We start from the raw sequence: 24,364 nt of genomic DNA, 5'->3' as shown, positions 1-24,364 counted from the left end.
CGGGGGGTGATGGTTCCGCTGCGAATACCGGCCGTCGGGGCTACGTAGCGCATACGACTTGCTGCGTTGGTGTGCAGTGGGCCGAGGCTGTCCTAGACCGCACGCATTTCCTTATCGATGGACGGGCGCTCGCATGCCGGCAAGCGCCGACCTCGAAGCTGCCAAGCCTCCAGTTCTACTGTTGTGGCTTTCCCCACAACGGGTTTTTGTTATCAGAGCCCAACACCTGGGCGAGCACTTCTGCATCGCCGTCGCTCGCCACCGGAGCGCCTTTGCGCGCGCGGGTAATCTTGGCTCGCTTGCCGTGCTTCTTTGCGTGCACGGCCTTCTTGATTCCGCTTTGCGTGGCATCGCCTGATGCCGGCTCGGTGGAGGTGTGCTGGGCGCAGGTGCCTGCGGTGATCCAGGCGGTGGTGAGGAGGGCTACGGCGAGTTTGTATTGCAGGTTCATTTGAGAGAGTCAGGTTGTTTTAGGGTTGAATTCACAACGACGTCGCCCGGTCATCCGGAAAACGCGTCAATGCTCTTCTGGTTGGTGTTGTCACAAATCCGCTCAGCCCGTACACCTACGGGGACGCCCGTGGAGACCGTTCTCTGGTCTCCGCCGAGAAGGTTCTGTGTCAGAAACTGCTCCGCGGCAACGACGCCACCATCCAAAAAATACAATCGAACGTTACGGACAGATGCTTGCATAGCCCGTGACGTCGCCCCTTGAAAGGCGGGAACGCTTACGCTTGCCTCGTGCCAACGGGCCGGATCGTCCAGCGTCTGCCAGCGCACTGTAAGCGGCGCTTGGATGTCCAGCAGCGCACTGCCAACAAAACTCGAACGTCGATCGCACGGCGCTTCAACAACGCGCTCATTGTCAGTTCCAATCACCAGAGTCTGACCATCGATCTCAAGTCTCGCCAAACCTCGGTAAGCACCCGGTGAACCCGTCTTGAAGGGGACCCGCGTAGCAAGGAGCATCGTGTCCATCTAGTTCTAGGTGGACACGTGGACACTATCGAAGAGAGCGCGCCAATACGGCGCCGACGTCGGCATAGCGCCGAGTTCAAGGCCAAGGCAGTGCAGGAGTGCATGCAGCCGGGTGTTTCGATCGCGGCGATAGCCCTGCACCATCGCCTCAATGCGAATCTGCTGCGGCGCTGGGTCGCCGAGCAGGAAGCAAAGAATGGCGCGCCTGAGGACCGCGAGTTGATGAGGGTGCCGCAAGGCGAGTTCATCCCGTTGCGGATCGGCGAGCCGACCACTGCCGTGCCGGACATCCAGATCGAAGTCCGCCGTGGCGCGACGACGATCAGTCTTCGCTGGCCGGGATCGGCCGCAGCGCAGTGCGCCCAGTGGCTGCAAGGGTGGTTGCGTTGATTCGGGTGGACGCGATCTGGTTGGCCGTGGAGCCGCTGGACATGCGCGCCGGTACCGAAACGATGGGGCTGTCTGAATTTTTGTGTTCAAGGCTTTTTATTCGGGCTGCCGTTTCAGACGAGCCCGGTGGACATATTACGCGGCCGGTCGTGTAAAGCGCTCCCCATAGGCGATGGCGAACTGGTTCATGGCGTCTTTCCACTGCCTGGCTGCTCGGCCCCAGTCAGCCGTGATGTTGCGCAAGGCCAGCCACAGCAGCTTGGTGGCGGCATCATCGCTGGGAAAGTGCCCCCGCGTCTTGATGATTTTGCGCAGCTGACTGTGCAGGCTCTCGATGGCATTGGTCGTGTAAATCACCTTGCGCACCGCCGGGCTGAACGCAAAAAACGGAATGACGCGCTCCCAGGCCCGGCGCCAGGCCGCCACCACCGTGGGAAACTTCTGCCCCCAGGGACCAGCTTCCAGGGCATCGAGTTGGGCCGCTGCGGCTTCTGCGCTGGGCGCCGTGTAGATGGGCTTGAGCGCCGCTGCCAGCGCCTTGCGGTCCTTCCAGCTGGCATAGTCCAGGCTGTTGCGGATCAAGTGCACGATACAGGTCTGCAGCGTCGTGGTCGGAAACACCGCCCCAAGCGCCTCGGCTATGCCCTTGAGGCCGTCGGTGACGGCAATCAGGATGTCGGCTACACCACGGGTCTTCAGATCGTTGAACACCTTCATCCAGAACTTGGCCCCCTCGGTGTTCTCGATCCACAGGCCCAGGATGTCGCGGGTGCCGTCGGGCAGCACGCCCAGCGCCAGATAGATGGCCTTGTTGCGCACCACGGCATCCTCGCGGATCTTGACCCGCAGACAGTCGAAGAATACGACCGGGTACATCGGCTCCAGCGGGCGTGCCTGCCAGGCGGTGACCTCGGCCATTACCTCATCCGTGACGCAACTGATGAATTCAGGACTGACCTCGGTGCCGTACTGCTCGGCCAGAAAGCCCTGGATCTCACGCACCGTCATGCCCCGCGCGTACATGGCTACGATCTTGTCGTCAAAGCCGGTGAAACGCCGCTCGTGCTTGGGGATCAGGATGGGCTCGAAGGAGCCTGCGCGGTCGCGCGGCACTTCGATGCGCAGCGGCCCGTCCTGAGTCAGCACCGTCTTGGCGGACTTGCCGTTGCGCTGGTTGGCTGCATCCTCGGGGCGGGCGCTGCCGGGCGGGTAGCCCAGGTGGTACGACAGTTCTGCGCCCAGCGCCCGCTCGATCAGCGCTTTCTTCAGCGCCATGGTGGTGGCGTTGATCTGTTCGGCCGTCATCGGCGTGGTGCCGCCGGTCAGTTGTTCAATGAGTTCGTGGGGAATAGACGGCAGCGCCGCCGTGCCGGCTGCCGCCGGTTTCTTCTTGCTTGGCATAGATGCTCCTTTCCAACATGCTATGCCTCAAACACAAAATTCCTGACAGGCTCGAAACGATCCTCGCGCGGGTCGTCAAGGTGTTCGGCGCGGCACGCCCCCACCACGCCTACCTGTTTGCCAATAAGGGGTCGTTTCAGAATTCGGAAAATAAAGCACGCTAAGGCGTAGTCACCCCGTGACCACCCTCCACCGACACTGCGAGGTTCGTTCCGTCTTGCAGTGACGCAATCAACGGGCAGGAAACATTTCCTGCCCGCGCATGGCATGCGCACATCAACTCAGACAGCACGGCCTCCATGCGCGCCAGGTCAGCCATTTTCTCGCGCACGTCCTTGAGCTTGTGCTCGGCCAGACTGCTGGCTTCCTCGCAATGGGTGCCATCCTCCAGCCGCAGCAGTTCGGCGATTTCATCCAGACTGAAGCCCAGCCGCTGGGCTGATTTCACGAACCGCACGCGCGCCACATCGGCGTCACCGTAACGGCGGATGCCGCCATAGGGCTTCTCCGGCTCAGGCAGCAAGCCCTTGCGTTGGTAGAACCGGATGGTTTCCACATTGACCCCGGCTGTCCGCGTAGCGAAGATAATTAGAAAATAGCGAAGTAGATTAGAAAATATCGAAGTTTGGATTGGGTGCTACCCAGCGAGAAGCCGCACTACAGAGCCATTCCCCTCACTTTTTCGGCTCTACGAAATGATGCGCCGCACCATTTGATGCGCAGCGCATCCGCCCATCACGTCGTCCGACCACAACGTTCGCGGCTGCGAACCAAGTCCAGTACTTCGCCGGATAGCCTCAGCCTACCTGGTGTTGTATGGTTCAAGAACGTGGTTACACGAGCCGCATCACACCTTTCATACCTCCATGGCTGCCAAAGACACCTGCCGTCACCAATCGACCCCAGCGGTCGATGTCGGCAGCCGCGCGTTCGCTCCGTCAGAGCGAACTCACTCGCGAATAGCTGACTGACCTCGGGCTTCTTCGGCTCCCGGCGTTGCCGGGTTCGATGGCTGCGGCTGCAAGCCATTGATTCGCGTATGGAGAATCATCATGTCTGCTCCCCGGCAACCTTCGGAGCACCCACCTGGATTTGTTCCTTTAGGGGATCTGTCCGAGCAGCGTAGTGCGGCGGCATGGCATCTGCTCATCCCCTCGAACACGCACACCGTCCTTGAGGCTGCCCGACAAGCCAAACTGGACCTTGCGGTGATAAAAGAAGATGAGCATGAATCCTCATCTGCTGGACCGGCTGTGGCGACGCCGGCAGAAGTGGTTCCCGCTCCTCGCCGTGCTCGGCCCCGGCATATTCAGGTTTTTGGGCCTGAAGCGCTGGCGCTCGCCAACGAGCACATGCAAGGTGCAGACCGCAGCCAGCGGCGGTGCGCCGAGACATTGTTGGAGCGAGCCGGGAGCAATGAGGGCTACCGCGCACTACCTCGTGTTCGATCTGCCCTGAAGAAGCTCGAAACGGCGCGGAGCGTGTTCGGCAACCTGAGTGAGCCGATTGAGAAGCTCAGGATTGATCTCACGTTGAACAGTGCGATGCGGACAAAGGATTTCCGGATTCGGCCGATCCTGCTGACAGGACCACCAGGCATTGGAAAAACGCACTTTGCGCTGAAGTTGGCAGAGCTTCTGAATGTGCCAATGCGGAAGTGGTCCGCTGGAAGTGCCCAGGCAAGCTTCCAACTGACGGGCGGCGATAGCGCCTGGCACAGCGCTCGACCTGGGATGGTTATTGAGATGCTCGCCCGTGGCAGCTCGGCGACGCCTGTGCTCATCTTGGACGAAGTGGACAAGATTGGTAGCGATGTCCGCTACCCGGTAACTCCTGTACTGCTGGATCTACTTGAGTCCGAGACAGCAAGCACATTCCAAGACATGTTCTTGCATATGGCGTTTGACGCCAGTCGGATCATCTACGTCCTGACGGCCAATGATCTCAACGCTGTGCCTTCCCCGCTATTGAGCCGCGTAGAGGTGTTTGACATCCCGGCACCTGAGCCCGAGCAGCGGTTGCTGCTTGTTTTGGCGGAGGTGCAGCGGCTGCAGCGTGCCACCGGCAAGCGCATTGAGTTGGACGCCAGCGCGGCAGAAGCCTTGGCAGGACGGAGCGACCTAGATCTGCGCGCAACACATCGTTTGGTCCAGGATGCTTTTGCGACTGCGATGGCATCAGGAAAGCACGTCGCCGCGCCCAAGATGCCGCGGCGCGCCGGGCGGCAGGCGATCGGCTTCGTGGCAGACCGACAATCTGGTGAGCGGGCCTAGGGGCAATGAATCACCATGCCCGCGACCTACGCTATTGCAATCGCCCTGTGGAGAGACGCGCTGCCGCGAAGGCGTGGACGGAGTAATCTGGGGGGCAGGACAAATGGAGCAAGCCATGCCGGCAGACAAATTCGGCCGATTCATGACCAGCGATACATTTTTGACGCGCGCGGACGCGGCAGTTGCCGCGGCAGTACGCCGCCTCGAAAAGCAAGGCATCGTACCGGCTTACATCCGACGCCAACCAGAGCCGCAGGCAAAATCTGAAGCGGCCCCAAGCGACATCCCTCCTGATGTGAGCCAGGACGTCACGAGTAAGCATGAATCTCCTGGTTCTAAGTGACCTGCACCTCGAATTCACTACCCTCGACATCGACACGACGGGCGCTGATGTCATCGTGCTTGCTGGTGACATTCATATAGGCAAGCGAGGAATGCCTTGGATTGAAGCCCAGAGTCGTGGCCTGCCGGTCATCTATGTGCCTGGCAACCACGAGTTCTACAAAGGCGAGCACAGCAGAGTGCTGCGAGATCTGCGGGCGGCATGCGCGGCAACGTCGAACGTTCATCTCCTCGACATGGATAGATTCGTGATCGGGGACGTAGAGTTCCTAGGTGCCACGCTCTGGACAGACTTCGCTTTGTACGGGGGTACAGAAGAAAACGTGCGTACCGCCGAAGGCTACGCTGGTCGAGGCATGTCCGACTTCACCGGGGCCATTCGTTTTGAATCGCACGGGGTGTTCAGAAAGTTGCAACCGCGGGATACGACACGGATGCACCACGTCGCGCGCGACTGGCTCCGCACGGAACTAATGTCCCCTTCACAGCACAGGCGGGTGGTCGTTACCCATCACGCCCCTTCGGCCAAGAGTGTCTCGTCGCGCTATCAAGATGATCCGCTGACGTCTGCATATGCCAGCCGCATGGATGATGTGGTCCAACTGGCCGATCTATGGATTCATGGCCATATGCACGACAGCTTCGACTACAGCGTCGGCGCATGTCGCGTTATATGCAATCCACGGGGATATGCACCGAAAGGACACCCAGCGGAAAATCAGGCCTTCAGTACTGGATTAGTGCTTGAGATATAGCCCCGTAACCCATCGTTGGGGAATCACACCGATTGGTAGGCACTCTTGCGGCGCCGCACATTACCTCGGGCGATGAGGCTACACGCGTGAAAGTCGCATGCTGAGACACGGCACTAGCGTTGCTTTTCCCATGCTTGACTTCCGCGCGCACCTCTGGCCAAATAGCGCCCCATGACCAGTAACGTGCGCCGAACTCCGTCCAATCTCATTGAAGGGGCATTCCATGCCCCTTCAGGCGCAGTCATATGGCTTGAATCTAGGAAACAACAGCTTGCCGCAGATATTGTTTCAGCCCACGCCGCCTGCACCAACGCTCTGACGTTCGGCAACAAGGACTTTGTCCGAGGATTGCATGTTGCTGCCCGCGGGCTTGGGGAGCGAATTGGATACAGTGGCAAGCTTGCGGCATTGTTCGAGCGCCACCGTCACTGGTTCAAAAACGGCCAGAACATCGATGTTCATGCAATAAAGCCCGCGCTCCGACTGGTGCAAACGACAGAGGAAGAGCAGCTGTGGACGTTGGCTCGTGCGTGCTGGTCCATGCCGTACTCGAAAGGATACGGCCGCAGGTTACGCTTCCTTGTAGTGGACGAAACCCATGGCGGCCTGATTGGTATCCTGGGACTGCAATCCCCTCCGGCAGACCTTGCCTGCCGAGACACACTATTCGAGTTTCCCGCTGGTCGGAAACTCGAGCTGGTCAACCAAACGATGGACGCCTACACCATCGGCGCGATCCCGCCTTATAGCTTCCTGCTAGGAGGCAAGCTTTGCGCGGGACTACTCGCAGCGGACGCAATCCGGGAGGCGTACTGGCTAAGATACGCGGCGAAGCGCACGACAATGCAACGCCAACAAATCCAGCAGCCGCTCGTAGCGATTACAACGACCAGCGCGTTTGGCAAGAGCGCGCAGTACAACCGCCTGCGATACGATAGCCGTCTGCTGGCGGAGCCGATTGGTTACACGAAGGGATTCGGGATGCTCCATTTGGAGCATCTCTACGATCGCATGTGCGATTTGCTGGTAGCCCATGGACAGCTGACACCCAACGGATATGGAAACGGCCCCAAGGTTCGCTGGCAAAACGTTACCAAAGCGCTGATGTTGCTTGGGTTACCGCTGGACCTACTTGCACATGGCGTGCAACGTGAAGTCTATCTATTCAACCTAGTCAGCGACCTCCACTCTGGCATGGCAGGCGGTTCTTTCGGAGCCCCCCAAAGACTATCTGTGGATGAGTACTCGGATTACTGGAAGCAACGATGGGCAGTACCTCGATCCCACCGCTACCCAGATTGGCGCGAAGTCGATGCACAAAATCTAGTGCGCGAGAAGGTCCAAGAATGGGACCTTCTCACAGCGCAAAAAAAACAGCGCTAACAACTTGGACGTCTTTCACGTGACGTCTCAATTTTCGTTTCCAATTCCAGCTCGCCGATCTGTTGAAGTCGGCCAAGAACCCCTGCCAAGTCTTCGAAGTGCAATCGCCACAGCGTCCCAACGCCACTGGAGTACTTGCCAGCGTTGAACTGCTTTGGGCGCGCCCGCAGAACTGTGACCTCGTTACGCACCTGCAGCGCAAGTGCGACGCCAACCGCCTGCAGTTTCGATCCCATGTGAATGAGCCAGACGTTCGATCCCGCGCTTTGATCAATCTGGCTGACCAGAGTGCCCAATGTCTGGCGATAGTCTCGCGTACTGCAAGTATGGTGGTTGCGCTCACATAGTGACGGAGCGGTCGTATCAGAAGGCTCCTTACCTACCATTACTGCCAGCTGACGATTTACGATTCGACGCTGCAGATCCAATCGCCACCTCATGGAAGACGCGGGTGGCTCACCAAGGATCCAGAAGATGGATGACACTGGCGACACAAGTGGCTGATCGCTGATGTGAGCAAGGCAGCGCACCAACCGAGATGTGCGTAACGAGGGCAGCGCGATAACTCGATCAGGGCGATTCTCTGCGTTCAAACCAGGATACAGCTCGTTGACGTCCACATCGGAGACACCTTGCTCGGCAAACGAGCTGTCGTCACCATCCGACAAGGCTTCTTGGACCAACTCCTCGAGCCTCGATTCATATTCGAAGCGCGGAGGAGCATATTCCTCTGGCTCTGCGTAGACGATGTCGAGTACGAGTCGCGGTGCCTGTGGAATGAGCGTTGCAAGAACGGACAGGATCAACGTACTTGATGCGCCGCTAATATCGAAAGCGACGCGAACTTTCTGTCGGCTTTGCCGAAGCTCCTGCAGCGCAGCTTGCACGGCGCATTGCACCTCATGCGGACTTTCGGCGCTGAAGGTGCGAATTTCGGAACAAAAACGCGACAGAGCCCCGCGGATGGCATCCCCATTACCCTCGTTGTCCTGAGTATTGATGTCGTAGCAACCTAGCAAGGCAATAGCCGCCCCACCCTGAGGTAAGCGCTCAGCGAACAATTGGGGGATAGCGGAAGCTCGATCCTCAAAACCAAGGGCACTAATTAGCAGATCGGGAGAAACCTCATCTCCATCCCACGGTTCAACTTCGGGAAGAGACACCTGTACATCGTCAAAGCAAATTCGTTTGACGAAAGCCTGCTTGTCAGTCATCTGTATCCTCGAACAATTCCCCACTGAACCGATCCGCGCCGCTCTTGGTGGCATACGACATCCTTGCTCGATCCGCAAAACGCTCCGGAGCCGTCAGGAATGTTTGCAGCTCCTCAATGTCGCGCACCCCTAGATAACTATCACGCTTGAGCGAAAGTCCGAATGCTGGATTGAATATTCGCCGCAACTCCCAACGCATAGTTTGCTTTGAAAGCCCCTCCTTGGCGCGACTGTCTTGTAGCTCAATAAAGATCGCTCGCCGGAGAAGCTCGCGCGCGAGAGATCCTAGCTCTGGGTCAAGATCACGTAACAAGGCAATCGTCGATCTCGGTTCATCCTTGGTCATCTCCAGACGGTAAAGTCGATACGGCTCCTTCGCAGAGTTCAGTCGCCCCTTAACCATCACGTCACGGACGGCCGCTCCGTACTGTCCAAGAATCTTGGCCATTAGCGCTCCGAATGGATGCAAACCATCCACGCGCTCCTTGAACGCCTTTGAGATAGAAACGATCGCCTCGTGTTGAGCAGCCTTGGTAATGGGTGCCGTGGTATCGCGCTGCACGCTTCCCTTGACGAACATCTCACGAACGATCTGTAAAACCGTGGCGGTATCGCCACTCCATAGCCGCCCAAGAGCGTGCAACCCATGATAGTAGTAGCGACGCCCCTGAGTACTGCCATGCTCGCGAATATAGCTGGCAAGCTGAACATCATCAGCATATGGTTCCGAAGATCCAATAAGCTTCTCTGCCCGCCCCGCCCAACCAGCTCTGCTCAGCCGTCGATCAATCAGGTTCGTCACAAACCGTTTCGCAGCATGATCATCGACGTCCGCCAAAGCTCGGCTACCTGCGTCGATAGTGGTGAACTCGCGCGTCTCCTCTAGTGTGACCCCATCGATATCGCCCGGATCAAAACCGAACTTCTCGCAGGAAATCTTGAAGTAGTGAGTTGGAACGCGCTCAAAAATTATCTTATTAAGTATTCGTTGAATTTCTTCCTGCACTCGGTTTGACGAGTAGTCATCCAACAGGAATACCACTTGATGCCTCTTGAAGTAAGGGAAGACAGATCCCAACTTTCCAGTTAGATCAGCAAGGAACGTATCCGGAAGATGATCGTTCCATTCGCCATCTCGAAGCAAAGTTCCATGGAGCTGAACCCGTAAGGCATCAAGGTCATCTGCGAAATGAAGGATGCGACTGCGATTGGTCAGTCTTGCCGATTCAACGGGACGACTGAAGTACGACGAGATAAGTGCAACGATATTATCGAAACCAGCTTCATCTAGTCGAAAAGCGCGGTTCGCCACTGAATCGGCATAGGCCATACCAAGAGATTTTAGAAGCTCACGAGCAACTATCAATTGGAAGTAAGTTGCAATCTCATGCGCCCTCTGCTCAGCGCGCCCCTCCTTGCGAGCCAACCAGCTAAGGTTGTTTTGAAGATGTGCAGCGCAACTGATATATACCCCAAAAGAGTCAAAAGGGCTTGCACGTCCGCGTTCCGCATTCTGAGCACGTAAGCCCAAATGTGTTCTTACTGCAAGATAGCGGAATATCATTGACTTACCGCACCCGCGTGGACCAGTGAGCACGATAGGTTTACGCTCCTGGATGTCCTGCATCCACGGCAATGTTTCAACGAAAAGCTCCAGCAGCGTCGCGTCGTCGGCTAAATGCTCGGCCGAAATGGCCTCAAACGGCTGGAACTTTGACTCATCAATCTCCACCTCTTCGAGTTCACGCTGAAGAACTTGCAACTCCTGGGCAATTTGGTTCTCAATCGGAAAATGCCTCGCCTGGTCCTCATCCACCAACTTTTCGATGAACTGCAGGAACCGGCGCATGAAGTGAGGGTGACTGGAGGCGACACGACGGTTCCGATGTAGACCGTTGTAAAGCTCCACCAATATCTGAACAAAACAGATTTTGTCGTCTCGGCTCTTGCTTGTAGTCTGATTGGATGGTTTTAGACTACCCAAATCGATAATTGATACTTCCAATCGATGCTCGTCATCAGCGAGCAGAGCCAATTCCGCTGGCACCTGAGAAATCATGACGTTGCCCACGTGCAGATCGTCATGTTTCAACTCAACCCGCTTGAGGTAGGTGATAGCTCGAAGCACCTGCATTGCTACACTGCAGACAAAATCGATCTCGAGCGAGTCCTCTTGGAGATACTGCTCCAAGGTCCTCCCCGTAACCCAGGGGGCTATAAAGCAAACAAAGTCTTCTTCGGCATCCGGCATACCCGGCGGCGGCGCAGAAAGGCCGACTGACATCGGGCAAACAAAGAGCGATTTAGCTGGACGAAGTTTGGATGTATACAGCAGCTCTTGCTCGAGCCGTGGCTGCTTGTAGTCGCCGGGGACTGCAAGCTTGGCAGCAAACTCCTCATGGGTCGCCGGGTCGCGAACCCTCAAGACGAACCCCTTCCACCCGCGGCGTTTGTGCAAACCGTGCACACGCCCCTCCGCATCTCGATCCAGAACTTCATAGGTATGCGTTGACTGGCCATCGAGTGCTCGTACCGTCAACGTGGCAGGAATAATGGGAGCGCCATCTATCCAGTTGCGCTGTGCCTCACTAAGTGCGTCCATTGTTTTGTTGCCTATGATCTGCGCTACGTCGACCATCGCCGAAGTTGCAATCGCCATCCCCACTACCGTACGGCCGGCACACGTAGGCCTGACCTGCACGATATCCCCTCGACCATTTCTCAGAACCCTAAGATTCTTGGCTGAGGAGTGTACCCTCAGACGGTTAGATAGCTCAGTGATCTAGCCCCCCCAATTAGAGGGATATTTAATCTCATACATCACTGGATTGGCGCAGATACCTCCCATACTGGGCTCCAAGAAAATTTGGCAACCACAATTAAAATACTCTTACACCTGATATAGATATCTCGGAATTCGCCTCCCTTCGGGCGAGGGGTGCGGCAAGCGAATTCGCCGCCGTTAAATGTACGTTGGGCATCGCGGCAACCCACGAACGGCCCGCGTGCATTTTCGATTCGTACCCGCAAATCAGATTGACTTATGAATACGTTGTTCGCAAAAACCTTTGGTGGCCTCTCTCGTGCTTACTACTTCCGCCATTTCCTGTTTGGCGTGATTTTTCCCGCGTTCATATTCCTCTTCGCGAGCAACGCCGGAAAACCGCTCCCCTACCAGATGGTTCTGTTCGCCCTCATCAGCACCGTGCTCTATCCATATGCCCGGTTCGTGTACGAAGGCGTGATGAACTTCATTCTCGGCAACAACGTCTTCTTCGTGAACGCAATCGTGATGCTGTTCGCCAAGTTCAGCACGATGCTGATCTGTTGGGCTTTCGCGATCTTCATTGCGCCGATCGGACTGGTGTATCTGTACCTCCGTCATAGCCGGGCGTAAGCAACAGCCAGAAATTCGTCATCGGCGCTCGGCCGCGGCCAGGTAGATCCCCGTGCCGGGCGACGCTTTGACGATCAGATCAGGATCACATGTTCCGCATAAACGCGTTTCCAAAAAGGGAAGGCCGTTGGCGCGTGGATTGGTTCGGCCCCATCGCCTTCCCCGATCGCATGGTGCGACGGCGCCATCCGTCCGTTCTGGTCTCCTTGTCCAAGGACAAGTGCCCTGAAGGCAGCAGTCGCTTATCGCTTCTCTCGCTCCGCGAAACCGAAAGGCAGCAGACCCGATGCTGGGTTTCAGTCGGAACCACAATGCTCCTGCGTATCGGCGACGTGTGGCGCGAACAGAGCTTGGAATCCCGTGCCGCTGACGAAGAACTGCATTGCGAGAACCTGGAGATCAGCCAGGACACCTGCGAGCTAGTAAAAGCTGGATCGAGCTTCGAAGACGGCAGTTTCATGCTGCCGCTCCATGAGCATGCTGGACATCGCGAGAACACGCACTCCTATTGCGTTCGAGTCACCTTGCCAGACGGGAAGCTCCTTGTCGTGCCCTGCATGGAGTTGATCCGTTTCTACTTCGGCTCGTCCAGTGAGCTCCTCAACAGGCTGTTCCACCCCCAACTCGATAGAGGGCATCTTTACACGGGGACGCCGGCAATAGATCGGCACAACCGGATGACGCTTCAACTTGCCGACCGTATTCCGCGCGCAAGCGCCGAGGACGTCGCAAGAATCGCCGGCAGTCGGCTGGCATGGCGCGCGGCCAAAATGATTGGAGCCTCCTGCGTACGCGCCGCTCAGGCTCGCCAAGAGGTTTACCCGCAGACCCTATTTCCGTTCGAAGGAACGACAACACTGCGAGCCGCTGGGAAGTGGCTGTCGCGAGGCAATGATCCCAAAGGAACGTTCCTCGTCTATCAACTCCTGAGTTGCTCGCACCCGTTCCCCTTCAAGTCACTGCGGTTCCATGTGACGGGTGGAAAGAAAGCTCACACTACCGGAATGGTGCCCGATACCCCGCCACAGGAAGCACCGCCCACAGCCCGGAAAGCCAAGGAACCCGCCCAAGTCAGCCTGGAGGAGCATGACCCTTCGTCGCAGCTTGCTCCGGCTACGATGCCCGTGCGCGGCAATCGGCGATTCACCGACCTGGAAAACAAATACGTCTTCGCCGACCGAACAATAGCCGGACAAAAGCCTCGCGCTAGTGCCTCGTCCGGCGAACCGATCAACGAGCACGCGATCGGCGAACCGGGCTCCACAAAGCGCATCCGCGAAACACAGATCGTCGACGATGACAGCGAGATTCCAGACCCGCCGGCATTCCTCGAACACGCTGTCAAAGCGCTATCCACGCTGAATGATGCTTCCGTGCGAGTCCTGACGGCGAGCCGCGACGATGGCTGGACCGTCCCGATGCCACTGATCTCAGACGAGGACGGTGTGCTGAACGAGCACCTCTTGATGCCTGAAGACAATCACCGGCTCAAGCGTGTAGCTGCCTTTGCTGTTTCCTCAAAGGAAGCATCCACGTTGCTCATGGTTCACGAAGCCAACCCGCCTATATCGTTTGCGGTTCCCTTGAAAAACCAGAGCGATGAAGCGATACAACGTGCAGTCCAGGCCGCGACGGGAGCATTCATCTCAGTACAGGACGGTGGCGACCATCGTGTGATGGCGTTGGAACACACGCAGGCCAGTACTCCCGACGAACTGCGCTCCTGGATCTCAATGCAGCTATACCACGCAGCCATCGCGTATCTGCGGTGAGCTGCTCATCGCAATTGGAAGCTCAGCGGGCAAGTCTCGACGCGCGTGAAGAGACGCCTCGCGCCGATACCCAGCCAAGATATCCTTAACAAAATGGTGGTGCAACGGAGCAGTGGGCTTGACAGGCTGCGCGTGCGCCTCGGGATCGTGCTGAAGCAGCCAAAGGGACCACAGCAATACTGCATGCCGAGCCAGTACAGATTGCAGTTCCAGCGCCGGCTTTCTGGTGCGCACAATCTCCAAGTCGGAGTAACCGAAGCGACAGGCTAGACAGTCACAGAGACGCGGCTTGACCTTGCACGACAACATCGTCACGGCCATAGCGTGCAAACGATCCAACAGGTCTCGCGGGCCCGCGGCGCCCAACGAAGAGAGATCGCGCGTCAGTTGCTGCAGCTCGGAAAGGAGACCACTGCCTCGATCATCTACGTTGGGCGCCTCCGCCATCCGAAGATCGAAGTCGCAGTTGTGGCAATGGCAAATGCCATCGATCTCCGCGTGACACAAGTTTGTATCGACGCGCTGAACAAACAAGCTCGCGCCACAACGGGGGCACCTATCGAGCAACAAACGCTGGTGCCGCTCACAGAATGTTTGCAGTGCGACTCGCCAGCAGCGGCGGAAGTACGGTCTTGGATCAGTCCTTAGACAGTACGGGCAAAACTGAAGACCTGGGCCAAGCCGGGCGCTTCGCGGCAGCTTGATCGAGATCACCCACGGAAGAATTCCACCAACGTGGAACTCTGGATACAGCGTCCCTTCATAGAACCGCAGCGTCGTCTGACGAACTGCCTCCAACGGAGTCCCCGTGTGCAGTGCCAGCGACTCCAGAAGCCATTGTGGGCTGCGCCGGTCGATGTCCACTGTCAACACGCGTGCGTCAGCTCCGAGTGCCAGATTGCAGAATGACGTCAAACTCATTCCGTGGCCATGCGCCAATCGAACAACCCAGCTCGACAGCAACTCGCCCGGTATCGGTTTATACCGAATCGGCCAGAGCAGCACGTTGGCGCATGACCAGGTTTTCACAGCCTTCGCCTGTAGGTCTTGCGCTTGGAGGGCGGCACCCAGTCCAATGCTTCGAGCTGCTTTTCGGTAATCGCTTCCTCGCCGGAACGGATAGCGTCAACCGCCGCCGTTTTCACGAGATCGAAGATGTCACCGAGAGTGGACTCGCTCTTCATATAGATCGCCTGCATCATCTCGGGGTAGTGCAGCCCTGATGGCTTGCGCAGCGGCGTCCGGCGCTCCAGCGTCTTCAGCAACGTCCCTAGCTGCCGGCCGGGCGTCCAACTGGGCATCTCGATCGGAACGAATCGACTCGACATCTGCGGATCGGCATTGAACGCGTTGTATGCCTCTTCGATCCCTGAGGCGACGATACTGACCTTCGCCTCATTGCTCAGGCTCTTGAGTGCGTTGCGAAACTCGCGTTGCTTGGTCAGGCCACCGGCAATTAGATGGTGGATCTCGTCGATGATGAGGATGCGCACATCCATCTCGCCAAAGAGGCGTTTGACCTGCGAGTACTTTTCATAGACTGGGGCCGTCGGCTTATATGGCGTCATCAGACTATCCATGATTCGACTGTAGAAGTCGGATAGGTCGGGCTTGGGTGGTGCGTCGACCATCACCACCGGACACCGTGTTGCCTCGTGCTCGGGATCCACGTCGGGAAGATGTTGATCGCGGAATCGCTCAAGAATGGATGTCTTGCCGCTATATGACGGACCAACAATCAGGTAACTCGGCATCCGCGTTACCTTTGGATAGTCGAGCAGATCCTCCAGCTTCTGGAGCGTGGTCGTCGCATGGTCGAGCTGTAGCCACGTGCCCTCCTGAATCTTCCGAATCCGATCCTTGGTTGGCAGGTCCAGGTACTCCTGTGCCTTTGGACTGAGGTGGCCATACTCAACCGTCGTGCTATTCATCGTCGCTCAGTGCCTGAATATCGTCTGGGTCGTACCCACGGACTGCCGGCGCAAGCCTGGACGGCTCGATCTTCGAGGCCCGTGGCAGGTCTTTAGATTTTTGCGCGCGAGCTTTGTCCTGCTGTTTGCGCTGCTGCTCAGCACGACGTGCCGCCTTGCTTTTTTCAGCGGCAGCTTCTTCGAGTTCGCGCTGCCGCGCGATCAGCGCAAACAAGTCCCGTTCGCTGTATTCCTTCATGCCCGCAGCCTTCGCTGCATTGTTGGCTGCACGTATCTCCCAGATGCTTGCCGGCGGCAAGCTCGAATCTCGATAGGGAATCGCCTGATACCGTTTGAGATCGGTATCGAAGAAGTACAACACGCTCATGTCGCGTGGGTCATAGCGGAACCGGAACTTCTTACCTCGCTTCGGATTGTCAGGATCGCGTTCCCCAATCCACGGTCTCAAGACATCGTGGAAGTAGTGGATGTTGTCGTTGACAACTCCATCTCCTCGGATCGCTCGCTCCTCGAATGGCATGAAGTCGATGCGGACCTTCTCGGGATCGGCGACTATCGGTGGGATTCCACGGCCCATCTTTCCCCGTGTGCCGAGAATGCCTTCGGTCCATTTGGTCAGCGGCGTCGTGCCAATGCCCGCGTGAACGTCTCGATGATATCGAGCGAACATCAGGACAAGCCATTTCTCCAGCTCATCGATAGTCATGCAGGCATTGCCCTCGGCGTCGTACTCTCCTTTCTGCTGGGGATTCGCGAACGTTGCCCCTTTGAGCTCTTTCAACTCCTCCGATACGGTGCCCATGAGCCGCTCGATGTGCGCACCGTAGCGAGGCTGCTTTACCGGCCGGAGGTGAATATCGATGTGGTACTCCCTCGCAGCGACGGCCAGCATCTTGCCTCTGAATTCCTTGGCGTTGTCCATATGGAGTACGTCTATGGGGCCGCGGAAGGGCCACTCAATATCTCCGCACCCCAGCCGCGCCATCCATTCCCCCTTATCCAACATGGCGTGCGAGATGCACATGCCCGCGGACATCGCTGAAGGTGGATCCAGAGACAAGTACATGCCCAAACATGCGCGGCTGAAAACATCGATTGCCAAAGTGATCCAGGCCCGTCCGATCGACTTGCGGTGCTTGTCGTCCACGATGATGACGGGCAACAGAGTGTGATCGACCTGCACCATGGCAAGAGGCCACTCAGCATCCGGAATGGATCCCTTATTCACGCTAAATCGTTGCTCAGCGGCGCGGCGCCCCTCACGACGCTTGAGCGCTTCTTGTTCATCCAACCAACTTAGATGCCGGTGTATCGTCGACTCGGCCGGAAGAGGCTCAAGCTCCGCGACATAGCACAGGCGGCGAATTTCCCTGGCCGCCTTCGCTACGGACGGCTTTTGCATGGTCAGATAGTGCTCTTGAACGTAGTTGTCCAAGATCAGCTTCACTTCTGGCGCGAGGCGACTGCGCCCGCGGCCACCGCTCTTGCGCGTCGGTATTAGCGAAGACAGCTGTTCAGACGCAAGGTAGGTCCGCAGCCAGTTGTAGAGCGTCGCGATACTCACGTCTGCGTCGGCTGCCACAGCGACGTAGTCTGCTTTCTTTCGATTCCGCCGAAGAGCGAGCAGAGGACTAATGATGTCTAGGCGGCTTTGCGCCTCTTCCCAGTCGTCATCCGATACGTCTTCGAGGTCGATCTGGCCTTGGGGCTCGGGCGAGCCATCACTGCCTCTGAACGGAGGCTTGAGCGACCCTATGTTCAAAATGACAATCGCTCCCGACGCGTCCTCGCGTGCGAGAACCTGGTCCAAGGCGGCGTAGCGGAGAATTGTGTATGCGCGCCCATCGTGACTGTAGCTGCTGCCCTTCTTAATCGGCAGAAGAGTCGGCGTCTTTCCTAACGACTTGCTTGCCATGGCTAGCTCGGTAGAAATAGCTGCGTGCTATCCGTCAACGGAATCTGCAAGTCCGCTTGGATTTCGCCGTGAGCAACAAGATGCCAAAGCACGGGAATCAGGCCTGCGCGCATCTCTAAGGTGTCCGCCAAACTACCAAGTAGTGTCTCGGGGGTCGTTGGACTGTCCAGCCGGCGCATCGCAGCAAGCAAGCGCTCCACTGCGACCGGGTCCGCGGGCGTATGGCGATACCGATGCAGAAACTTCAGGTTTTGAACGTGCTGCGTCCGGATGTCGATCTCTGTTCGGGTAACGAAGACCCAGCCTCTCTCTTCGGCGACGACAGTTGCCGCTGCAAACTTCTCGCGATACGTCTCGGCGTGTCGATCAAGGTATTCCCGCTTCTTGATTTCCACCAATTCTGGAGACCGCTGATTGCCCGACGGAGAACAGCGGTAGGTCACCAGCAGATCTGGAACATAAACTCGGCCGCGAGACAGTGCAATTTTGACCGGCTGACATTCGTACGATTCCACTTGGGGATCCGAGTCCAGCAGGAGCATGTACTCCTTCTCCAGAATCGACTCGAATTCAATGACCTCATCCGCCAGCGGGGAGGGATGACGTCCAGTGACAAAGAGGTAGTTCTTAGGGATCCGGCGCACCGGCATAAAGCGCTCCACAAAGCACACATCCGTGGATTCTTGCTTTCCCCACCCTGACTTGTCGACCCTCCATCGCGAGGGGGCTCAATGCACTGAGCGCGTTTCAGTCTAGGTCGCTGAGAGCAACTTATGTAGTGCACACACGGGGCCCTCCTGACTATCGATCGGGGGTGTAACGCACCGCGTTACCGATGGCGTTGCGGGCCGGCGGCAAGAAATCCCGCTCGCGTCACGCAGTCGGACGTTTTCGCCGTCATATATGCAGAGGGCTACGTCCTTTGGTTCGGTGCAAATGTTGCTCCCTTGGCAGCCGAACTCAATGTAGTATACCCCCCTATAGTATATTTAATGAGGTGATCGATGAGCCACACCATCCGTGAGAAGCAGAAGCTACTCAACCGCGTTCGCCGGATTCGGGGCCAGCTGGATGCCATTGAGCGCGCACTGGAGGAGGAGCAAGGGTGCGCCCCCGTGCTCCAGCAGATCACGAGTTGCCGCGGCGCCATGAATGGCCTGCTGGCCGTCGTGCTGGAAGATCACATACGCACCCACCTGACCGAGGTGGATGACGAACATGAACACGCCGAAGGCAGCGCCAAGGAGCAGCTGATCGAGGTCGTGCACAGCTATTTCAAATGAGCCAGCCATGAGCAATTTCTACGACACGCCGTTCGGTATCGGTCATGACCACGTGTTCCTGGGCGCAGGGCACGAGAAAAACGAGCGCAAGACATGGGCCGTGATCGTGCTGTGCACGCTGATGATGGCCGCTGAGATCATCGGCGGCAGCATGTTTGGCTCGCTGGCCCTGGTGGCCGATGGGCTGCATATGTCGACGCACGCAGGCGCCATGCTGATCGCGGCGCTGGCCTACACATATGCGCGGCGCCACGCGAACGACTCACGCTTCGTGTTCGGTACAGGCAAGCTCGGCGACCTGGCCGGCTTCACCAGCGCCATCATCCTGGCGATGATCGCGCTGCTGATCGGCTACGAGGCTGTGGTGCGATTCCTCTCGCCGGTGCCGATCCACTTTAGTGAGGCGATCCCGATTGCGGTGGTCGGCCTGCTGGTGAACATCGCCAGTGCCTGGCTGCTGAGCGGTGGCGACCACGATGGCCACAGCCATGGCCACAGTCATCACCATGGTCATGCCCACGGACACGATCACGGCCCAGCCGGACTTGGCGACAAACATGCACACGGCAAGGAAGTGCAGCACATCAACGCGCCAGCAGGGGTGTTCGCGCTGTCGATCTTTGAAGACGACGTACCGCCAGTTTTCCGCTTGGCTGGAGAAACCATCCCGCTGCCCAGCGACGTGGCGACGGTGACCACCATCCGGCCGGACGGCAGCCGCCAGGAATTCCTGATGGTCCGCAAGGCGAACTACCTAGAATCCACCACAGAGATTCCGGAGCCGCATGCCTTTACTGCCGTGCTCGGCATCGGCGGCCAGGAATACAGCGTGGCCTTCGAAGAGCATGAGCACGATCACGCCGATGGACACGGGGCGCACCATCGCGACCACAACATGCGCGCGGCCTATGTGCACGTCTTGGCCGACGCCGCCATCTCTGTCCTGGCCATCATCGGGCTGTTGCTGGCCAAAACCTTCGGCTGGCTCTGGATGGACCCGCTTGCAGGTATCGTCGGTGCGCTGGTCATCGCCAACTGGGCGTACGGACTGATGCGCGACACGGGTGGCATCCTGGTCGACATGACACCAGACAAGCAAATCGGCGGCCGCATCAAGACTGCACTGGAAACCGATGGCGACGCGCTGCTCGATCTGCACGTCTGGCGCATCGGCCCTGGGCACCTGGGCGTGGTGGTCTCGGTCGGCACACGCCAGGCGCATCGCGGGCCGCAGTTTTATCACGAACGGCTGCGGCGATTCCAAGCGCTGTCACACGTTACGATCGAGGTTCATTCGTTACCGACCAAATAACCTGACGTCCGACCTGGACATATCCTCCGGACGATTAGAACGGGGGCGGTACCCCGCCATGTGGGTGCCGCATTCGCCCAACCAAAACAAGAAAACATTGTCGCGGCCTGACCGCGGACGCTCTCCCGGCCATGTACCACCCATCTAGATTTGCCCGCATTTGCGCGGCAGCGTTCGCTCTTGCTGCGCTCGTCTCCAGCCCATCACATGCGCATGGCATTGCTGGCAACCGCTTCTTTCCGGGAACGCTGAATTTCGACGACCCCGCTGTTGCTGACGAATTTTCCATCACCGCCGGCGCTGTGCAGCACCCTGACAACAGCCGCAACGTCACGGATCGCGGCGCGACAGTCTCATTCGCGCGGTTGCTGACACCTGAGGTCTCGATCGGCTTTGACAGCGGCTTCATCCGGCGCGACTGGGACAGTGCACGCCAGCCAGGCGCAACCGGTTCCGACCTGATTCTCAAATCCCGGCTCTACGAAGACGATCTGAACGAGACGCTTGTTGCCGCCTCGCTGATCTATGGGCTGCCCCAGACCGGCGCCAGACGACTCGGCGCCAGCACGTCAGCGACCATTGCCCCCAGCCTGTATGTAGGTCAGGGGTTGGGTGCCTTGCCTGAGGCGTGGTCTTGGCTTCGGCCGTTGGGCATCACCGCTGGCGTCAGCGTGGCCGTGCCGACCAGCAAAACATCGGACAACTTGAGCTACGACCCGATGACGCGACAGTTCAACCCTGTGAGGACAGCCAACGTCACCACGGTGCATTGGGGGTTCGCATTGGAGTACAGCACGCTCTATTTGACGGATCGGTTTGTACCAGGCGTGCTCCCCAAAGAGGAGCCGCTCCATCAATGGGTCCCGTTGGTCGAATTCGCATTCGACTCACCACGGGGCCAGCGTACGCGTGGCACCGTCAACCCAGGCTTCGCTTATGTCAAGGATACGTGGCAGGTGGCAGCGGAACTGGTCCTCCCCTTGACCCACGGATCAACGCGCGGTGTCGGCGCGAACGTTCAGGTGTTGTTCTTTCTGGACGATTTCCTGCCGGCGCTGTTCGGAAGGCCGATGCTGACTCACTAACGAATTGTCTTAGCGTGCATGTTCAAAATGGTCGATAGGGACTTAGATTCGCCCCTTGCCAATTGCATCTGGCATGAAGCACTCGGTTCGATGCAAATGGCTTTCTGACCCCGAGGCAATCTGATCCGGCTTGTGGCTGAAAACGCCGCTTTCCTAGATCAGGGATCCCGGTATTGCACTTGTGCCCACCAGTGCACCAGCGAATGCGAACGCCTCTCATGCGGATTCTTTTCTGCGGCTGCCGGTTATTCCCCAAACGGTCAATTCTCAACCTATGATCGCGGACAAATCCAGGCGCTCGCCCTCAAGGTGACCGGTCCTCGACCATCAGACAAACCAGACCATGCAACAGCCAACCGAGATCGATTTCGACAGCGAGACACCGGCCATCAAGCGCGCGGCGAAACGCAGCACTCTCGTGAGCGTGGGTGTCAATTTGGCCCTAACGGCCGCGCAACTGGTTGCTGGCGTTCTTGCCCATTCACAAGCGTTGATAGCCGACGCAATTCACTCGCTTTCCGACCTGGTTTCGGATTTCGTCGTCCTCTTTGCCGGACACCATAGCCAGAAGGAACCGGACGCAGAACATCACTATGGTCACCTTCGGTTCGAGACAGCGGCATCCCTGGTTTTGGGCTTGCTGCTACTTGGCGTAGGCATCGGGATGCTTTGGAGTGCGGTGACAAAGCTGGAGCATCCGGAATCAATTTCACATGTGAAGTTGATTGGCTTGTGGGTCGCACTTGGCGCACTGGTGAGCAAAGAGCTGTTGTTCCGGTACATGCTGGCCGTCGCCGAGCGCGTGCGCTCCAGCATGCTGATAGCGAACGCCTGGCATGCTCGCTCCGACGCAGCCTCCTCGTTGGTGGTCGCACTCGGCATCATCGGCAATTTGCTTGGATTTCACCTGCTCGACCCGGTAGCCGCACTCATTGTGGGGCTGATGGTATCCAGAATGGGGTGGCAGTTTGGCTCGAATGCTCTGCACGATCTCATGGACAGAGCCGTCGATGAAGAGACAGCGACCGAAATTCGGCAAGTAATGCTCGGCACGCCAGGCGTGCTTGGCGTTCATGACGTTCGGACACGCAAGATGGGCGACATGATCCTGGTGGACGCGCACTTGGAGATCGAAAGCACCGCAACCGTGAAGGTCGGTCACGACATCGCGCTGGAAGCAAGGCGACGCGTCATGGAAAGACATGATGTTCTCAATGTCATGACCCACGTCGATCCCGTAGACAGGCTCACAGCCGGTACAAGCTAGCCGTTCAGTCGCGGTAAGAACACGTTGAATCTTGAGCCTTTGCCTTCTTCGCTGGTCACAGTGATCGTTCCTCGGTGCAGTTCCACGACCAGCTTCACCAAGTAAAGCCCGACACCTGCTCCAACCGTCCCTGCAACGTTGCCGCCGCGCACGTAGCGCTCGAACAAGCGCTCGATATCGCGCTCTGGTATGCCCAGGCCCCGGTCTTCCACAGTTACCGACACACCGTCGGCATCGCTGCGCATACGCACACTGACCGGTGCGCCTGGCGGCGAATACTTAACGGCGTTGCCGACAAGATTGCTGAAGGCCTGGAATAAGAGCCGGGCATCGCCGAAGAATGTGTTCGGCTCATCCGTCTCTATGCACACCTCGATCCGAGCGCTCGGCGTGCCTTCCAAGTGCATTTCGCAAACCTCGTGCAGAAGCGCTGCAAGCGGGAAATCGGTGCGCCGCATCGCTGCTGGCGTCGTGGAATCCAGCCACTGCGAAGAGTCGAGCAAGTGATCCATCAGGTGCGTCATGCGCTGCACGGCCGCCCGGATTTTCCCGCAGCGTTCTTCGAGCGCCTCGGGCTGCAACGCATCACGCGTGCGTATCAACCGCTGGGCCTGGCCGTCAATCACGCCCAGTGGCGTACGGAATTCATGCGACGCCATTGAGATGAAATTGCGTTGGAGTTCGGCCATGCGGCGCTCTTTGTCAAGCGTCTCCTGCAATACGGCCGCCTGGGCGGTCAGTACATCTTTGCTGCGCCCCAGTTCGATTGTGTTTTCTCGAAAACGCGCCACGGCTTGCGCGATGTCGCCAATCTCGTCGTGGCGGTCCAAGCCTGGGATGTCGATCTGGGTATCGTTGTTGGCAACGCGGTGCATGCGATCCACTAGCACGGCAATCGGGCGCGACACGGCAAAGACAAGGTAGATCACGGCCAGCACGACCAGACATGCCGCCACAACGATCGCCCCAACGATGAGTTGCCGCGCATCGTGGTAGGCCTGCGCCTCTCGCTCGGTTTCTGCCGTGGCGCCAGCGACACTGCGTTCGGTCATCACGCCCAAGGTGTCGTTGGCCAAGTCGAATGCGTGTTTGGAATCCGCGTGATAGAGCCGCGCAGCACCCGCTACGTCGCCTGCCTTGGCAGAAATCATCAGCCGTCGCGCAAGCTCGCGATACGTGTTCCATTGGGTGACAAACTGGCTGTAAAGCTCGTGCTCGGCGCTGTCGTGTTCGATCTTGTCGTAGCGGGCCTGGGACGTGGCAATCGCTTTGTCGAGCATGGCGACCTGTTCGTCGGCGGCTCGCAGGTCAGCGCGTGATGAGGCGATCAGAAAATCGCCTTCGGCCGCGCGATAATCCGAGATGTAGTTGTTGAGGTCGCCCAGAATCCGGCTGTTCTGTAGCCAGCGCCCGCTGATCTGCGCAGATACGCTGTGGAAGCTCGCCAGTTGGTCGATACTGAAAGCGCCGACGCCGACCACCAGCAGTAAAAAGATCACGAACACCAGCGTCAGCCGGACCCGGATGGGACGCAGGATCAACGGCGATGCGATTCCAAAGCGCCGCCCGTCTGGCGCGGCTGTGACCGTTTTTGGCGATTGCATAGGTAATGTCCTGCGCAGTTTTTCTTGACGACGTCATGAGCGGAGCATCAGTCACCATACCA

General features: G+C 58.1%; 22 protein-coding genes. 11 read left to right on the top strand and 11 right to left on the bottom strand.

Annotated elements, in window-relative coordinates; translation table 11 throughout:
• Positions 1–175: 175 nt before the first annotated feature.
• Both TK49_RS22295 and TK49_RS24655 read right to left on the bottom strand, forming a co-directional pair.
• Positions 176–451, bottom strand: a complete 276-nt coding sequence (locus tag TK49_RS22295) for a hypothetical protein (RefSeq protein WP_045220126.1) — start codon at positions 449–451, stop codon at positions 176–178.
• A gap of 50 nt (positions 452–501) precedes the next feature.
• Positions 502–978, bottom strand: a complete 477-nt coding sequence (locus TK49_RS24655; RefSeq protein WP_157774031.1) for a hypothetical protein — start codon at positions 976–978, stop codon at positions 502–504.
• 18 nt (positions 979–996) lie between these two features.
• Between TK49_RS24655 and tnpA the strand changes: the two genes are divergently transcribed.
• Positions 997–1,368: an IS66-like element accessory protein TnpA gene (tnpA, locus tag TK49_RS22290; RefSeq protein WP_004633552.1), complete on the top strand. Its 372-nt coding sequence runs from the start codon at positions 997–999 to the stop codon at positions 1,366–1,368.
• 135 nt (positions 1,369–1,503) lie between these two features.
• On the opposite strand, the gene TK49_RS22285 is transcribed toward tnpA, so the two are convergent.
• A complete protein-coding gene (locus TK49_RS22285) occupies positions 1,504–2,769 on the bottom strand; it encodes an IS256 family transposase (protein WP_045220114.1) in 1,266 nt (421 codons plus the stop codon).
• Positions 2,770–2,929: 160 nt separating this feature from the next.
• A complete protein-coding gene (gene merR / locus TK49_RS22280) occupies positions 2,930–3,388 on the bottom strand; it encodes an Hg(II)-responsive transcriptional regulator (RefSeq protein ID WP_045220125.1) in 459 nt (152 codons plus the stop codon).
• A gap of 433 nt (positions 3,389–3,821) precedes the next feature.
• On the opposite strand from merR, the gene TK49_RS22275 reads away from it, so the two are divergent.
• From TK49_RS22275 to TK49_RS22265, 4 genes are all read left to right on the top strand, one after another.
• Positions 3,822–5,042 carry an AAA family ATPase gene (locus TK49_RS22275; RefSeq protein ID WP_012435751.1) on the top strand — a complete coding sequence of 407 codons (1,221 nt, stop codon included), beginning with the start codon at positions 3,822–3,824 and terminating at the stop codon, positions 5,040–5,042.
• A 115-nt stretch (positions 5,043–5,157) separates the two neighbouring features.
• The gene (locus TK49_RS24825; RefSeq protein WP_012435750.1) at positions 5,158–5,385 is read left to right on the top strand and encodes a hypothetical protein; all 228 of its coding nucleotides are present in this window, start codon (positions 5,158–5,160) and stop codon (positions 5,383–5,385) included.
• Positions 5,363–6,139: a metallophosphoesterase gene (locus tag TK49_RS22270; protein ID WP_012435749.1), complete on the top strand. Its 777-nt coding sequence runs from the start codon at positions 5,363–5,365 to the stop codon at positions 6,137–6,139. The genes TK49_RS24825 and TK49_RS22270 overlap by 23 nt, the downstream gene beginning before the upstream one ends.
• A 171-nt stretch (positions 6,140–6,310) precedes the next feature.
• Entirely contained in the window at positions 6,311–7,522 is a 1,212-nt protein-coding gene (locus TK49_RS22265; RefSeq protein WP_012435748.1) for a Druantia anti-phage system protein DruA, read from the top strand.
• On the opposite strand, the gene TK49_RS22260 is transcribed toward TK49_RS22265, so the two are convergent.
• Positions 7,519–8,736: a hypothetical protein gene (locus TK49_RS22260; RefSeq protein WP_012435747.1), complete on the bottom strand. Its 1,218-nt coding sequence runs from the start codon at positions 8,734–8,736 to the stop codon at positions 7,519–7,521. The two genes, TK49_RS22265 and TK49_RS22260, sit on opposite strands and share 4 nt — an antisense overlap.
• Entirely contained in the window at positions 8,729–11,395 is a 2,667-nt protein-coding gene (locus TK49_RS22255; RefSeq protein ID WP_139111351.1) for an ORC-CDC6 family AAA ATPase, read from the bottom strand. The genes TK49_RS22260 and TK49_RS22255 overlap by 8 nt, the downstream gene beginning before the upstream one ends.
• A 384-nt stretch (positions 11,396–11,779) precedes the next feature.
• On the opposite strand from TK49_RS22255, the gene TK49_RS22250 reads away from it, so the two are divergent.
• Together TK49_RS22250 and TK49_RS22245 are read left to right on the top strand one after the other, a co-directional pair.
• Positions 11,780–12,133: a hypothetical protein gene (locus TK49_RS22250; RefSeq protein WP_012435745.1), complete on the top strand. Its 354-nt coding sequence runs from the start codon at positions 11,780–11,782 to the stop codon at positions 12,131–12,133.
• Positions 12,134–12,444: 311 nt separating this feature from the next.
• Complete coding sequence (locus TK49_RS22245) at positions 12,445–13,905, top strand: hypothetical protein (protein WP_021197849.1); 1,461 nt, start codon at positions 12,445–12,447, stop codon at positions 13,903–13,905.
• Here the strand turns inward: TK49_RS22245 and TK49_RS24325 are convergent.
• The 4 genes from TK49_RS24325 to TK49_RS22225 are packed head-to-tail and all read right to left on the bottom strand — an operon-like array spanning position 13,873 to position 18,401.
• On the bottom strand, positions 13,873–14,910 hold the full coding sequence (locus TK49_RS24325) for a TniQ family protein (protein WP_233902602.1): 1,038 nt from the start codon (positions 14,908–14,910) through the stop codon (positions 13,873–13,875). The two genes, TK49_RS22245 and TK49_RS24325, sit on opposite strands and share 33 nt — an antisense overlap.
• Positions 14,911–14,930: 20 nt before the next feature.
• Positions 14,931–15,836 (bottom strand): TniB family NTP-binding protein, encoded by a 906-nt coding sequence (locus TK49_RS22235; RefSeq protein ID WP_012435742.1) that lies wholly within the window; start codon positions 15,834–15,836, stop codon positions 14,931–14,933.
• Complete coding sequence (locus TK49_RS22230; RefSeq protein WP_012435741.1) at positions 15,829–17,751, bottom strand: Mu transposase C-terminal domain-containing protein; 1,923 nt, start codon at positions 17,749–17,751, stop codon at positions 15,829–15,831. The genes TK49_RS22235 and TK49_RS22230 overlap by 8 nt, the downstream gene beginning before the upstream one ends.
• A gap of 2 nt (positions 17,752–17,753) precedes the next feature.
• On the bottom strand, positions 17,754–18,401 hold the full coding sequence (locus TK49_RS22225; RefSeq protein ID WP_012435740.1) for a heteromeric transposase endonuclease subunit TnsA: 648 nt from the start codon (positions 18,399–18,401) through the stop codon (positions 17,754–17,756).
• Positions 18,402–18,755: 354 nt separating this feature from the next.
• On the opposite strand from TK49_RS22225, the gene TK49_RS22220 reads away from it, so the two are divergent.
• The 4 genes from TK49_RS22220 (at position 18,756) to TK49_RS22205 (ending at position 22,698) form a co-directional block, all read left to right on the top strand.
• A complete protein-coding gene (locus tag TK49_RS22220) occupies positions 18,756–19,034 on the top strand; it encodes a metal/formaldehyde-sensitive transcriptional repressor (protein ID WP_012435739.1) in 279 nt (92 codons plus the stop codon).
• Between the two features lie 7 nt (positions 19,035–19,041).
• Positions 19,042–20,346 carry a CDF family Co(II)/Ni(II) efflux transporter DmeF gene (dmeF, locus tag TK49_RS22215; protein ID WP_012435738.1) on the top strand — a complete coding sequence of 435 codons (1,305 nt, stop codon included), beginning with the start codon at positions 19,042–19,044 and terminating at the stop codon, positions 20,344–20,346.
• A 131-nt stretch (positions 20,347–20,477) separates the two neighbouring features.
• Positions 20,478–21,431, top strand: coding sequence for a hypothetical protein (locus TK49_RS22210; RefSeq protein WP_012435737.1), 954 nt, complete (start codon positions 20,478–20,480; stop codon positions 21,429–21,431).
• A 343-nt stretch (positions 21,432–21,774) separates the two neighbouring features.
• Positions 21,775–22,698 carry a cation diffusion facilitator family transporter gene (locus tag TK49_RS22205; protein WP_012435736.1) on the top strand — a complete coding sequence of 308 codons (924 nt, stop codon included), beginning with the start codon at positions 21,775–21,777 and terminating at the stop codon, positions 22,696–22,698.
• Here TK49_RS22205 and TK49_RS22200 read toward each other — a convergent pair.
• Entirely contained in the window at positions 22,695–24,302 is a 1,608-nt protein-coding gene (locus TK49_RS22200) for a sensor histidine kinase (RefSeq protein WP_012435735.1), read from the bottom strand. The two genes, TK49_RS22205 and TK49_RS22200, sit on opposite strands and share 4 nt — an antisense overlap.
• Positions 24,303–24,364 lie beyond the last annotated feature (62 nt).

The sequence above is a fragment of the Ralstonia mannitolilytica genome, assembly GCF_000954135.1.
GTDB classification, from domain to species: domain Bacteria; phylum Pseudomonadota; class Gammaproteobacteria; order Burkholderiales; family Burkholderiaceae; genus Ralstonia; species Ralstonia mannitolilytica.
This window is presented reverse-complemented; position numbering and strand designations above follow the sequence as displayed.